Here is a 13,291-nt window from a genome sequence, read left to right on the forward strand (position 1 = left end):
ATCGGATTTGCCCTGCACTTTGGGGGCGGGCAAAGAAAAAGAGGGGCGCTGCCCCTCTCTTGTCCCCTTTGGGGCCAATTCACACCCCGAGGTATTTTCACCAAGATGAAAAGGCGGAGGCTTAGAGCCAGCCGCCGAGGTTTTCGCGGATCACCGAGGTAAGGGCCTTGATGTGGGCCGGATCGTCGTTGAGGCAGGGGATGTAGGTGAAGTCTTCACCGCCTGCGTGTTCAAAGGCCTCTTTGATCTCTTCGTTGATCTCTTCCAGTGTTTCGATGCAGTCCGCCGAGAAGGCGGGGGCGCAGACGGCGATGTTCTTTTTGCCGGCTTCGGCCAGACGCGCGACCTCTTCGACCGTATAGGGCTGCAGCCATTCTTCGGGGCCGAAGCGGGACTGGAAGGTGGTGGTGATTTCGGTGTCCTGCCAGCCGAGGCGCTCTTTCAGGAGGCGCGTGGTTTTCTGGCACTGGCAGTGATAGGGGTCGCCCTCTTTCACCAGATAGCGTTTCGGCAGGCCGTGGTAGGAGCAGACCAGCACGTCGGGTTTTTTATCCAGTTTTCCGTAGGCGGTCTCGATGGATTGGGCCAGTGCCTCGATGTAGAGGGGGTGGTCAAAGTAGGGATCGACCACGCGCGCAGTGGGCTGCCATTTTTCTTTCATCAGCGCGCGGAAGAACTGGTCATTCGCGGTGGCCGAGGTGGCACCTGCGTATTGAGGGTAGAGCGGGAAGAACAGGATCTTTTGGCAGCCTGCCTCGACCATCTTGCGGACCACTGATTGGGTGGAGGGGTTGCCGTAGCGCATGCAGAATTCGACCATGACGTTGTCACCGTATTCTGCGGTGAGGTCGGCTTTGATGGCCGCGGTCTGGTCTTTGGTGATGGTCATCAGGGGCGATTCGTCCGCCTCTTTGTTCCAGATCGAGGCGTAGGCCGCGCCCGATTTGCTGGGGCGGGTGGATAGGATCACCAGTTGCAGCAGGGGCTGCCAGAAGAAGGGCGAATAGTCGATGACGCGGCGGTCCGACAGGAATTCATTCAGGTAGCGGCGCATGGACCAGTAGTCGGTGCCATCGGGCGTGCCGAGGTTGGCCAGCAGGATGCCTACTTTGGGTTGCGCGACCTTGGGATGGTCTTTGGGCGCATGAGCAGGGCATTGAGCGGGGGTCTTGGCGTCCAGCATGGTATTCGTTCCAATCAGGTTTCTTGTTTCCAGTGGAAATAGGGCGGAAGTCCCGTGGTCAATCGGGTAATTTTGTTTCGGTGGTTTTCAGGGCCTCGGCGAGGCGGGCACTGGCGCTGCCGGGGCGCAGGGGTTGGGGCTGGCTGTCGGCGGGCGCCCAACCGGTCAGCACGCAAATCTCGAAGGTTGCGCGGATGCGACCGTCGGGGTCCGAGAAGCCCTCTTGGTAGAGGCTGGCGGCCTCGGTCAGCACACTGGGCCGTGTGGGGTGCTTGAGGCGACCCGACAGGGCATTGCCTTCGCCCATCATGCGCAGTTCCTGCATCAGCTTGAACGGGTGGTCATAGCGCACGGTGACGCGCCATGTGTCGCTGACGGGCAGGGCAAGGCCGGAGCGCTGCAAAAGGCCCCCAAGGTCGCGGATGTCGCCCATGGGCAGCACACGGGGGCTGAGGCCGCCTGTGATGCGGGATTCGGCCTCTGCCAGACAGGCGCGCAACTCGTGCAGGGTTTGGCCGCCGAACAGGGTCGCCACCAGCAGGCCGTCGGGGCGCAGGGCGCGGCGGGCCTGAATCAGCTGTCCCACCGGATCATTGGCCCAATGCAGGTTCAGGGCGTGGATCACCAGATCGCGGCTTTGCTCCTGTAGGGGCAGGGTATCTTGGGGCGGGATGACCTGAGCTTGGGGTAGGCGGTCCTGCCATAGCTGTGCCCAAGGGCTGATCACGGCCACATCCGTAAACGTTCTGTTAACCAAAGCGAGGCGATCCTGCAGGTCGTCTGCAGCGGCCTCTTGCAGGAACAGCAGGGGATCGCGAGCGGCGCGGAGCAGGTTTCGGGCGCGGGCGCCAGTATCGGTGAGGGGTGCGGGATTTTGCATATGTCAGGTTCTAGTCTGGTGTTGGGGACAATTCAAACAGCGCTTCGGGTTATGTTTCCAGCCCGATGTCTGGGGTGTGGTGAAATGGTCGAAAGCGATTTCGCCCTTTGCGGACCCTGTCGGCGGGATACCCATGTGATCGGCGGCCTGATTTGTGACTGTTGCGGCGTGCCCTTGCCCGGTCATAGCGACCAGCTTGAGCATTGTGATGCCTGTTTGCAGGTGGCGCGTCCATGGGGGCGGGGGCGGGCCGCGCTGGTCTATGAGGGGCGCGCACGGCAGATGGTGCTGGCTTTGAAGCACGGGGATAGGACCGACGTTGCGCGGGGCATGGCGCCGTTGCTGCGGGCCGCAGGGCGCGATCTGCTGCAAGAGGGGGCCGTTCTGGTACCGGTCCCCCTGCATCGCCAGCGCCTTTTGCGGCGACGGTACAATCAGGCGGCACTGCTGGCAGGCGCTTTGGGGCAACTGTCGGGACACCTGCACATCCCCGATGCGCTTGAGCGGCCGATCGTCACGCCTCCGATGGAAGAGATGGAACGCGAGACGCGTTTTCAGACCGTTGCAGATGCGATCCGTCTGAACCCTCGTCGTGCCGCTGCATTGAAGGGGCGTGCGGTGATCGTGATGGATGATGTGATGACCTCTGGTGCCACGCTTTCCGCCTGCACTCAGGCGCTGGAACACGCAGATGTGCATTCGGTTGACGTGCTGACGTTAGCACGCGTTGCGCAGGCGCTCTAAATCGTCATGATGCATTCCAAGAATGGAGTATCTGATGCAGCCTGTCGAAATCTACACCTCGCCTCTTTGCGGCTATTGCCACGCGGCCAAGCGCCTTTTGACCCAGAAAGGCGTGACTTTCACCGAGATCGACGTGCTTCAACACCCCGAACGCCGGTCCGAGATGATGGACCGCGCCCATGGCAGTCACACGGTTCCGCAGATTTTCATCGGCGAGACCCACGTGGGCGGCTGCGATGATCTTTACGCTCTGGATCGTGCGGGCAAGCTGGACCCGATGCTGGCTGACGCATGAAGGCCGCGCTGCTGCAGATCACCTCGTCTGACGATCCTCAGGCGAATCTGGCCATGCTGGGCCCGCTGATCGAAGAGGCGGTCCAGAACGGCGCAGGTTTTGTCCTGACGCCCGAGGTGACGAACTGCGTGTCGTCCTCGCGCCAGCATCAGGTGCAGGTGTTGCAGCATCAGGACGACGATATCACCCTTGCGGGCCTTCGGGCGCAGGCAAAGCGGCACGGGATCTGGCTGTTGATCGGGTCGTTGGCGCTCAAGACCCATGACGCGGACGGGCGCTTTGCCAACCGGTCTTTCCTGATCGATCCCGAAGGGCAGATCAAAGCCACCTACGACAAGATCCACATGTTCGACGTTGAGGTCTCGGAAACGGAAACCTACCGCGAATCAGCTGGCTACCGCCCCGGTGACCGTGCCGTTCTGGCCCAAACCCCTTTCGGCGCGATCGGCATGGCGATTTGTTATGACGTCCGCTTCCCCCATCTCTTCCGCGATCTGGCAAAAGCAGGCGCCCAGATCCTGACGGTGCCATCAGCCTTTTCACCGGTCACGGGCGCGGCCCATTGGGAAACGCTTTTGCGTGCCAGAGCCATAGAATGCGGGGCATATGTGCTGGCACCGGCCCAATGCGGCACCCATCCAACCGCGACGAATGCGCCCCGAAAGACGTGGGGGCATAGCCTTGTGGTGGATCCATGGGGTAATATTGTTACTCAGGCAGGCGCGGCCCCGACAATACTCTATATTGATCTGGACCTCACTGCGGTGGCACAAACGCGCAAACGTATTGCTGCACTGCAACATGACCGCCCTTACCAGGGGCTGTAACGAGTCCGATAGTCGAAAGAGCCGATGGCAATTGACAAGAACAGCGCGCTGGCAGTCACCCTGTTCAGCGAAATCCTGACCGTAGACCAGTTGGCGCGGAACCGTCTGTCGAAGGTTCTGCCCAAAGGCATGGAGATTTCGCATTTCTCGGTGCTCAACCACCTTGCCTTCTCAGGCGAGGAACGCACACCCGCACAACTGGCCAAAAGCTTTCACGTCACGCGCGGCGCGATGACCAATACGCTGAACCGTCTGGAATGGGCGGGTTACGTGCATATCCGCCCCGATTGGGACGATGCCCGCCGCAAACTGGTGAATATCAGCCCCGCTGGCAAACGGGCCCGCGATCTTGCGCTTGAGGCGATCACCCCGATGATCCACGAAGTTGTCAGCGCCTTGGGTGATGAAAAAGTCCGCGCCGCCTTGCCGACATTGCGTGAATTGCGCCTGCGCCTTGAAGACGAACCGGGCACATCCTGAAAACCGGCGCTGCCTGCTTCTTCTTGAAACAATTACTCAATAAAACGCCGGTCTGCCAAAGGGCGCGACCGGCGTACACGTACTTCGGGCTTCCTTATTGCCCAAATACTCACGTCATGTCGTGTACCCAGAGGCTCAGCGTTTCACACTTGCGGTGACGTAGTTCACACTCAGATCGCGGTCCGACAGACGCCAGCTCCACCCTACGGGGTTAAAGACAAAGCCCGTCCGGTCCACCGGCTCCAGCCCTGCTTTGGTGATCATTGCGCATAGCTCGTCGGGGGTGATGAACTTGTGCCACTCATGGGTGCCTTTGGGCAGCCAGCGCATGACGTATTCAGCGCCGACAATCGCCATGGCAAAGCTCTTGGGGTTGCGGTTGATGGTTGAACATAGCATCAAACCGCCCGGTTTCAGCAGCTGCTGGCAGGCATCCAGATAGGCTTGCGGGTCGGCCACATGCTCGACCACTTCCATGTTCAGAACCACATCGAATTGCTCGCCCGCTGCGGCCAAGGCTTCGGCGGTGGTGTGGCGATAGTCGATCTCTAGGCCCGACTGTTCTGCATGGACCTGTGCGACGGGGATGTTGCGCTCGGCTGCATCGGCGCCGACCACGGTGGCGCCAAGACGCGCCATGGGCTCGGACAAAAGACCGCCGCCGCAGCCGATATCCAGCAGGCGCAGACCGGCAAAGGGCTTTGCGGCGCTGCGATCCAGACCGAATTCGCCTGCGATCTGGCGGGTGATATACTCCAGCCGGCAGGGGTTCAGCATATGGAGCGGCTTGAATTTGCCGTTCGGATCCCACCATTCGGCGGCCATTGCCTCGAATTTTGCCACTTCGTGGTCGTCAACGGTGGACAGCTGCGCTTGCATTCTGATCTCCCTGTGGTCTTTTGGGCGCTACGCTTCATATAGTCTTTAGAAAAGAAAATTCTTGGTCCAAATGCGCGCAGCCCAGTTCCTATATCCAAGCACCACCCCCTTTGACCAGCGGATGCTGGATGTCGGGAATGGCCACAAGGTTTATGTGGAGCAATGCGGCAACCCCGACGGCATCCCCGTTGTGGTTCTGCACGGCGGTCCCGGTGGTGGTACCAGCCCTGCCATGCGCCGCTATTTCGATCCCGCAGTCTACCGTGTTGTGCTGTTCGATCAGCGCGGCTGCGGACGGTCCACGCCGCTGGCCAGTGTGGAAAACAACACCACATGGGATCTGATCCGCGACGCAGAGTTGATCCGCAAGACACTGGGCATCCGCCGCTGGGTGCTGTTCGGCGGCAGCTGGGGCGCAACGCTGGCGCTGGTCTACGCCGAGACCCACCCCGAGGTCGCCCTGCACCTTGTTCTCCGTGGGGTCTTCCTTATGACCCAGTCGGAACTTGATTGGTTCTATGGCGGCGGCGCGGGGCATTTCTGGCCTGATGTCTGGAAACAATTCGTCGATCTGGTCCCCGTTGAAGAGCGTGGTGATTTAATCAGCGCCTATCACAAGCGTCTGTTCGGCAGGGATATGTCTGTCCAGCTAACCTTCGCGCGGGCGTGGTGCGCGTGGGAGAATGCGCTGGCGGCTATCAACTCGAACGGGGCTTCGGGGTTCGATGTGCCTGCAGATTATGCGCGGACCTTTGCGCGGCTTGAGAATCACTATTTCATCAACCACGGCTTCCTTGAGGAAGACGGGCAAATCCTGCGGGATATCCACCGTCTGAAGGGGATTAACGGCACAATTGTGCAAGGGCGCTACGATATGATCTGCCCGCCCGTCAGCGCCTATAATCTGTCCAAGGCGTGGCCGGACAAGGGGTGCGATCTTCGGATGATCCCCAATTCGGGGCACGCGCTTTCAGAACCTGGAATTACAGCAGAACTGGTTCGCATCATGGACAACCTGCACAATACCCGTCTGAGGCAGGTCTTCACGCATTGACTTGATGCCTTCGATAGCCCACCCAAGCGGGGCAAAACCGGAGGTATGGTATGAAAAAGGCGCTGATTACAGGCTCGGCAGGGTTCATCGGTTTCCATCTGAGCCAGCGTTTGTTGCAGGATGGCTTTAAGGTCATCGGTTTTGATAGCCACAACGATTATTACGATGTGGCTCTAAAAGAAGGGCGCGAACAGATTCTGCGCCAGTCTCCTGAATTCACCCCCGTCCGTGCCAAGCTGGAGACCCCCGGCGTGCTGCACCAGTTGATCGGGGACGAAAAGCCGGACGTGATCGTCCACCTCGCGGGCCAAGCGGGCGTGCGCTATTCGATCGACAACCCGCAAGCCTATGTTGAGGCGAACCTGATCGGCGTTTTCAATCTGCTTGAGGCCGTGCGCGCGACGCCTTGCAGCCATTTGCTGATGGCCTCGACCAGCTCGGCCTACGGGGCGAACAGCAAGATGCCTTATGTCGAGACCGTGAAGGCCGACCACCAGATGTCCTTCTATGCGGCGACGAAGAAGGCGAACGAATCGATGGCGCATTCCTATGCCCATCTCTACGACATGCCCGTCACCATGTTCCGGTTCTTTACCGTTTACGGTCCGTGGGGCCGTCCCGATATGGCGCTGTTCAAGTTCACCAAAGCGATGCTGAACGGCGATCCGATCGACATTTATAACCACGGCAAGATGATGCGGGACTTCAGCTACATCGACGATTTGGTGCAGGGGATTCGCCTGCTGATCGACGCCGTGCCGCAGCGTCCCGCGTCTGAGGCCGATATTGCCGAAGGCGACAGCCTGTCGCCGGTCGCGCCCTATCGTGTTGTGAACATCGGTAACGCCTCGCCCGTGCAGCTTTTAGACTTCATTGAGGCGCTGGAAGACGCCTTAGGCATTGAAGCGAAAAAGAATTTCATGCCGATGCAGGCAGGCGACGTGCCTGCGACTTGGGCTGATACCAGCTTGCTGAGCAGCCTGACCGGCTATGCGCCAAGCACCCCCGTCAAGGAAGGCGTGAAGCGTTTCGTGGACTGGTATCGCGAATTCTACACCTGAGAATCACGCCCCCTTGCAATTTTACACAAGGGGGCGTATATCCACGCCAACAGCGGCGCGTTGAACAAACGTTCCACCGGGAAAGATCGACGGGCCGCGCGCCCGTTTTTTTGTGCCCGGAGGCACGTTCTTATGACCAATGACCTGATTGCAAAGACCGCGATCGACCGTCGCATGGCCGAAATCGTCAGCCCTGTGATCGAAGATATGGGCTTTGAACTGGTCCGCATCCGTCTGCAGGGGGGCAACCAGCCCGTGCTGCAGATCATGGCGGACAAGCCCGATGGCGGTATCGAAGTGGATGACTGCGCCGATATCTCGACTGCGGTTTCGGCGGTGCTGGACGTAGAAGATCCGATTGTTGAGGCCTACACGCTTGAGGTCTCCAGTCCCGGTATCGACCGTCCGCTGACCCGCCTGAAGGACTTTGACAACTACAACGGCTATGAGGCCAAGCTTGAAACAAGCGAGCTGATCGATGGTCGCCGCCGTTTCAAGGGCCAGCTGGCCGGTGTCGAAGACGACGAAGTGTTGATTACGATCACCGAGGGCACCATTGGCCTCAAGTTCGACTGGCTGAGCGATGCCAAGCTGGTTCTGACTGACGAGTTGATCCGCGACATGCTGCGTGCGCGTAAGGCCGCTGGCGTCGTGGACGAAAATGAATTTGATCTCATCGAAGAAGACAATACGGCCGAGTCCGGCTCTGAGGAGAACTGAGATGGCAATTACATCTGCAAACCAGCTGGAACTGCTGCAAACCGCAGAGGCTGTGGCCCGCGAAAAGATGATCGACCCCGGTCTGGTCGTCGAGGCGATGGAAGAGTCGCTGGCTCGTGCCGCCAAGTCGCGCTACGGCAGCGAAATGGACATCCGCGTGAAGATCGACCGCAAGACCGGTCGCGCCACCTTCACCCGCGTCCGCACCGTGGTTGAGGATGATCTGCTGGAGAACTATCAGGCAGAGTTGACCGTCAAGCAGGCCAAACAGTACAAGTCGGACCCTCAGGTTGGTGATGAGATCATCGACGAAGTTCCCGCTGTGGAACTGGGCCGTATTGCTGCGCAGTCGGCCAAGCAGGTGATCCTGCAGAAGGTCCGCGAAGCAGAGCGTGACCGTCAGTACGACGAATTCAAGGATCGCAAAGGCACCATCATCAATGGCGTCGTGAAGCGTGAAGAATACGGCAACGTCATCGTCGATATCGGCCGTGGCGAAGGTGTTCTGCGCCGCAACGAAAAGATCGGCCGCGAAGCCTATCGCCCGAATGACCGCGTACGCTGCTTCATCAAGGACGTGCGCCGCGAAGCCCGTGGCCCGCAGATCTTCCTGTCGCGCACCGCGCCCGACTTCATGGCAGAACTGTTCAAGATGGAAGTGCCCGAGATCTACGACGGCATCATCGAAATCAAAGCTGTGGCCCGTGACCCCGGTTCGCGCGCGAAGATCGCGGTTGTCAGCAACGACGGCTCGATCGATCCCGTGGGCGCCTGCGTTGGTATGCGCGGTAGCCGCGTTCAGGCGGTTGTGAACGAACTGCAGGGTGAAAAGATCGACATCATCCCGTGGAACGAAGATATGCCGACCTTCCTTGTGAACGCGCTGCAGCCCGCAGAAGTCAGCAAGGTGGTTCTGGACGAAGACGCCGAGCGTATTGAGGTTGTGGTTCCCGACGAACAGCTGTCGCTGGCCATCGGTCGCCGCGGTCAGAACGTGCGTCTGGCCAGCCAGCTGACCGGTCTGGATATCGATATCATGACCGAAAGCGATGATTCGGCCCGCCGCCAGAAAGAATTCGAAGAGCGCACCAAGCTGTTCATGGACACGCTGGATCTGGACGAATTCTTCGCTCAGCTGCTCGTCTCGGAAGGATTCGCGAATCTGGAAGAAGTGGCCTACGTCGAAGTGGACGAACTGCTGGTCATCGACGGTGTGGACGAAGGCACCGCCGAAGAACTGCAGGCCCGTGCCCGCGACTATCTGGACGCACAGAACGCCAAGGCGCTGGAAGCAGCCCGCGCATTGGGTGTTGGCGAAGACCTTATTGAATTCGAAGGCCTCAGCCCCCAAATGGTGGAAGCACTGGCAAATGACGGCGTTCTGACGCTGGAAGACTTTGCCACTTGCGCGGACTGGGAACTGGCTGGCGGCTGGACCACTCAGGACGGCCAGCGCGTCAAGGACGACGGCATTCTGGAAAAATTCGATGTAAGCCTTGCCGAAGCGCAGGATCTGGTGATGACCGCTCGCGTCATGCTGGGTTGGGTCGATCCTGAAGAGCTGATCGGTGACAGTGCCGAAGGCGAAGAAGGCGACGACGCCGAAGTAGAGGAAAACGAAGAATAATTTCTTCGTCAGGAGTGAATGAGATGACCCGTGGGGGCGCAAAACAAGATCGGGAAGACGGTCCCGAACGCAAGTGCATTGCCACGGGCGAAAGTGGCTCGACCGAAACGATGATCCGTTTCGTGGTCGGGCCGGACAACCAGATCGTCGCGGACGTCATGGGCAAACTGCCCGGCCGCGGCATCTGGGTGACAGCAGATCGTGACGCGATCGAGACTGCGGTAAAGAAGAACCTCTTTACCCGCGCTGCCAAAACCAAAGTGTCGATCCCCGATGGGTTGGTCGATCTGGTGACGGCTCAGGTCTCGGCCCGCGTGGTCAATCTTCTTTCGCTGGCCCGCAAAAGCGGACTGGCGGTGGCAGGCTACGAGAAGGTGAAAGACATGCTCCAGAAAGAGGACGCATTGGTCTTGATCCAGGCCTGTGACGGATCAGAGCGCGGCAAGTCCAAGCTCTCGACGCCCCATTACGGGCGATATATCGGCTGGCTTACCTCAGACGAACTGGGGCAGGCATTCGGTCGTGAAAGTGTGATACATGCCGCGCTTGGCTATGGCGGACTCAGCAACCGTGTTGTAGAGGAAGCCACAAGATTGAAAGGCCTACGCGCGCAAGACGGCGGAATGGGCCGCCGGGAAGGGTAAGACAGCTAGATGAGCGATAATAACGACGGCAAGAAACCTCTGGGTGTTCGTGGTGGCGGTGCGGGTGGACGCTCCGGCAACGTGAAGCAGAGTTTCAGCCACGGTCGCACCAAGAACGTGGTGGTGGAAACCAAGCGCAAGCGTGTTGTCACGCCGAAACCCGGTGCTGCCAAGTCTGGCGGTGCTAACCCCAAACTTGGCGACCCCTCGAAGCGTCCGGCTGGTATCACTGATGCCGAAATGGAACGCCGTTTGAAGGCTCTGCAGGCTGCAAAAGCCCGCGAAGCCGAAGAACAGGCTGCCCGTGAAGCCGAAGAGCAGCGCCGCGCTGAAGAGCGTGAGCGTCGCCGCGCGGAGATCGAGGCCAAAGAACGCGAAGAGCGTGAGCGCGAAGAAGCGGCCAAGAAGAAGGCCGAAGAAGAAGAGCGCGCACGTCTTGAGGCTGAAAAAGCAGAAGCTGCTGCCAAAAAGGCTGCGGCTGATGCAAAGAAAGCTGCCCCCAAGGCCGCGCCGAAAGCTGCCGAAGCGCCTGCCGCTCCCGCAGCAGGTGGCGACGATCGTGGTCCTGCACGCGGAGCGCCCACCAAGACCGGCATCGCAACCCCGCGCAAGAAAGAGCGTGAGGATGACGCAGGTCGCCGTGGCAAAGGCCGTGATGACAGCCGTCGCGGTGGCAAGCTGACCCTGAACCAGGCGCTTACGGGCGGCGAAGGCGGTCGTCAGAAGTCGCTGGCCGCGATGAAGCGTAAGCAAGAGCGTCTGCGCCAGAAGGCGATGGGCAATCAAGAACGCGAAAAGATCGTTCGTGACGTACAGCTGCCCGAAACCATCGTGGTGTCGGAACTGGCGAACCGTATGGCCGAGCGTGTGGCTGACGTGGTCAAAGAGCTCATGAAAATGGGCATGATGGTCACGCAGAACCAGACCATTGACGCGGATACCGCTGAACTGATCATCGAAGAATTCGGCCACAAGGTTGTACGCGTTTCGGACGCGGACGTCGAAGACGTGATCACCCAGATCGAAGATTCCGAGGAAGAGCTTGAAGGTCGTCCTCCGGTCATCACCATCATGGGCCACGTTGACCACGGTAAAACCTCGTTGCTGGATGCGATCCGTAATGCGAACGTGACCGCGGGCGAAGCCGGCGGCATCACCCAGCACATCGGTGCATATCAGGTGACCACCGACAGCGGCGCTGTTCTGACGTTCCTTGATACGCCCGGCCACGCGGCCTTTACCTCGATGCGCTCGCGTGGTGCTCAGGTGACGGACATTGTGGTTCTGGTGGTTGCGGCGGATGACTCGGTCATGCCCCAGACCATCGAGGCGATCAGCCACGCAAAAGCGGCTGGCGTTCCGATGATCGTGGCGATCAACAAGTGCGACAAGCCCGCCGCTGACCCGATGAAGGTCCGCACCGAGCTGCTGCAGCACGAAGTGGTCGTGGAAGCCATGTCGGGTGAAGTTCAGGACATCGAAGTGTCGGCGAAAACCGGCGCTGGTCTGGATTCGCTGCTGGAAGCCATCGCGCTGCAGGCAGAAATTCTGGAACTGAAAGCAAACCCGGGCCGTGCCGCAGAAGGCGCAGTGATCGAAGCCAAGCTGGACGTGGGCCGCGGCCCCGTTGCAACGGTTCTGATCCAGAAGGGTACTCTGAAGCGCGGCGATATCTTCGTTGTGGGTGAGCAGTGGGGTAAGGTCCGCGCGCTGATCAACGACAAGGGCGAACGTGTTGACGAAGCCGCACCGTCGGTTCCTGTCGAGGTTCTGGGTCTGAACGGTACCCCCGAAGCGGGCGACGTTCTGAACGTTGTTGCGACCGAAGCCCAAGCCCGTGAGATCGCCGAATACCGCGAGAACGCCGCGAAAGAGAAGCGCGCCGCTGCTGGTGCCGCAACCACTCTGGAGCAGCTGATGGCGAAGGCGAAGGCCGACCAGAACGTCAGCGAACTGCCGATCCTGGTGAAAGCCGACGTGCAGGGTTCTGCTGAAGCGATCGTTCAGGCGATGGAAAAGATCGGCAACGACGAAGTCCGCGTGCGCGTACTGCACTCGGGTGTTGGCGCGATCACCGAAAGCGACATCGGTCTGGCAGAAGCCAGCGGTGCGCCGGTCTTCGGCTTCAACGTTCGTGCCAACGCTCCTGCTCGTAACAGTGCCAACCAGAAGGGCGTGGAAATCCGCTACTACAGCGTGATCTACGACCTCGTGGACGACGTGAAAGCAGCCGCAAGCGGCCTGCTCTCGGCCGAGATCCGCGAGAACTTCATCGGTTACTCGGAGATCAAAGAGGTCTTCAAGGTTACCGGCATCGGCAAGGTTGCAGGCTGTCTGGTTACCGAAGGTGTTGCCCGCCGTTCGGCTGGTGTGCGCCTGCTGCGCGACAACGTGGTTATCCACGAAGGCACCCTCAAGACGCTCAAGCGTTTCAAGGACGAAGTCAAAGAGGTTATCTCGGGTCAGGAATGCGGTATGGCATTCGAGAACTACGACGATATCCGCCCCGGCGATGTCATCGAAATCTTCGAGCGCGAGGAAGTCGAACGCACCCTCTAACAGAGCGCGTTTCCGAAATAGAAAAACGGCGTCCCATCGGGGCGCCGTTTTTGTTTTGCAGTTGCGGAATTGGAAATTCGGCAGTGCAGCAATTTTATTCTGCGCGCGCAAAAAAAAGAGGGCCGAAAATGCGACCCTCTTTTCTCAAACCGTGTGAGTGGTGGTTTTATTAGGACGCTGGACGTCCCGCGATTTCGCGGTTGTCGACACGCACCAGAATGCGGCCATCAGCTAGATCCCGAACGTACATTCCTTGAACGGAAACCGAGGTTCCCAGAGTGATAGTGCGTAGCATGGCTTTCCCTCCATAGCTTCAGCTTGCCTCCAATATAACCAGT

Annotated in this window: 14 protein-coding genes; 10 read left to right on the top strand and 4 right to left on the bottom strand. The window is 59.7% G+C overall.

Annotated elements, in window-relative coordinates; all coding sequences use genetic code 11:
• Nucleotides 1-121: 121 nt before the first annotated feature.
• The gene (hemH, locus tag CLV74_RS06460) at nucleotides 122-1,183 is read right to left on the bottom strand and encodes a ferrochelatase (RefSeq protein ID WP_106263413.1); all 1,062 of its coding nucleotides are present in this window, start codon (nucleotides 1,181-1,183) and stop codon (nucleotides 122-124) included.
• Between the two features lie 58 nt (nucleotides 1,184-1,241).
• Nucleotides 1,242-2,063, bottom strand: a complete 822-nt coding sequence (locus CLV74_RS06465) for a methyltransferase domain-containing protein (protein WP_106263414.1) — start codon at nucleotides 2,061-2,063, stop codon at nucleotides 1,242-1,244.
• On the opposite strand from CLV74_RS06465, the gene CLV74_RS06470 reads away from it, so the two are divergent.
• Genes CLV74_RS06470 through CLV74_RS06485 form a run of 4 tightly spaced genes read left to right on the top strand, consistent with a single transcriptional unit; the run spans nucleotide 2,064 to nucleotide 4,409 of the window.
• Entirely contained in the window at nucleotides 2,064-2,807 is a 744-nt protein-coding gene (locus CLV74_RS06470) for a ComF family protein (RefSeq protein ID WP_425430967.1), read from the top strand. It begins immediately after the preceding gene.
• 34 nt (nucleotides 2,808-2,841) lie between these two features.
• Nucleotides 2,842-3,102 (top strand): glutaredoxin 3, encoded by a 261-nt coding sequence (gene grxC, locus CLV74_RS06475; protein ID WP_106263517.1) that lies wholly within the window; start codon nucleotides 2,842-2,844, stop codon nucleotides 3,100-3,102.
• Nucleotides 3,099-3,929, top strand: a complete 831-nt coding sequence (locus tag CLV74_RS06480) for a carbon-nitrogen hydrolase family protein (RefSeq protein ID WP_106263415.1) — start codon at nucleotides 3,099-3,101, stop codon at nucleotides 3,927-3,929. The genes grxC and CLV74_RS06480 overlap by 4 nt, the downstream gene beginning before the upstream one ends.
• A 24-nt stretch (nucleotides 3,930-3,953) precedes the next feature.
• Entirely contained in the window at nucleotides 3,954-4,409 is a 456-nt protein-coding gene (locus tag CLV74_RS06485; protein ID WP_211299010.1) for a MarR family winged helix-turn-helix transcriptional regulator, read from the top strand.
• Nucleotides 4,410-4,544: 135 nt separating this feature from the next.
• Here CLV74_RS06485 and ubiG read toward each other — a convergent pair whose 3' ends face one another.
• Nucleotides 4,545-5,288: a bifunctional 2-polyprenyl-6-hydroxyphenol methylase/3-demethylubiquinol 3-O-methyltransferase UbiG gene (gene ubiG / locus CLV74_RS06490; RefSeq protein ID WP_106263416.1), complete on the bottom strand. Its 744-nt coding sequence runs from the start codon at nucleotides 5,286-5,288 to the stop codon at nucleotides 4,545-4,547.
• 70 nt (nucleotides 5,289-5,358) lie between these two features.
• Between ubiG and pip the strand changes: the two genes are divergently transcribed.
• The 6 genes from pip to infB all read left to right on the top strand — a co-directional run bounded on the left by pip (nucleotide 5,359) and on the right by infB (nucleotide 12,953).
• On the top strand, nucleotides 5,359-6,342 hold the full coding sequence (gene pip, locus CLV74_RS06495) for a prolyl aminopeptidase (protein WP_106263417.1): 984 nt from the start codon (nucleotides 5,359-5,361) through the stop codon (nucleotides 6,340-6,342).
• A 50-nt stretch (nucleotides 6,343-6,392) separates the two neighbouring features.
• On the top strand, nucleotides 6,393-7,403 hold the full coding sequence (locus tag CLV74_RS06500; protein ID WP_106263418.1) for an SDR family NAD(P)-dependent oxidoreductase: 1,011 nt from the start codon (nucleotides 6,393-6,395) through the stop codon (nucleotides 7,401-7,403).
• Nucleotides 7,404-7,535: 132 nt separating this feature from the next.
• Nucleotides 7,536-8,123: a ribosome maturation factor RimP gene (gene rimP, locus CLV74_RS06505; RefSeq protein WP_106263419.1), complete on the top strand. Its 588-nt coding sequence runs from the start codon at nucleotides 7,536-7,538 to the stop codon at nucleotides 8,121-8,123.
• 1 nt (nucleotide 8,124) lies between these two features.
• Nucleotides 8,125-9,750 carry a transcription termination factor NusA gene (gene nusA / locus CLV74_RS06510; RefSeq protein WP_106263420.1) on the top strand — a complete coding sequence of 542 codons (1,626 nt, stop codon included), beginning with the start codon at nucleotides 8,125-8,127 and terminating at the stop codon, nucleotides 9,748-9,750.
• 23 nt (nucleotides 9,751-9,773) lie between these two features.
• Entirely contained in the window at nucleotides 9,774-10,394 is a 621-nt protein-coding gene (locus CLV74_RS06515; protein WP_106263421.1) for an RNA-binding protein, read from the top strand.
• Nucleotides 10,395-10,403: 9 nt separating this feature from the next.
• On the top strand, nucleotides 10,404-12,953 hold the full coding sequence (gene infB / locus CLV74_RS06520) for a translation initiation factor IF-2 (RefSeq protein WP_106263422.1): 2,550 nt from the start codon (nucleotides 10,404-10,406) through the stop codon (nucleotides 12,951-12,953).
• 169 nt (nucleotides 12,954-13,122) lie between these two features.
• On the opposite strand, the gene CLV74_RS23360 is transcribed toward infB, so the two are convergent.
• Nucleotides 13,123-13,248, bottom strand: a complete 126-nt coding sequence (locus CLV74_RS23360; protein WP_281260645.1) for a hypothetical protein — start codon at nucleotides 13,246-13,248, stop codon at nucleotides 13,123-13,125.
• Nucleotides 13,249-13,291: the final 43 nt, after the last annotated feature.

The sequence above is a fragment of the Donghicola tyrosinivorans genome, from assembly GCF_003003355.1.
Taxonomy (GTDB): Bacteria; Pseudomonadota; Alphaproteobacteria; order Rhodobacterales; family Rhodobacteraceae; genus Donghicola; species Donghicola tyrosinivorans.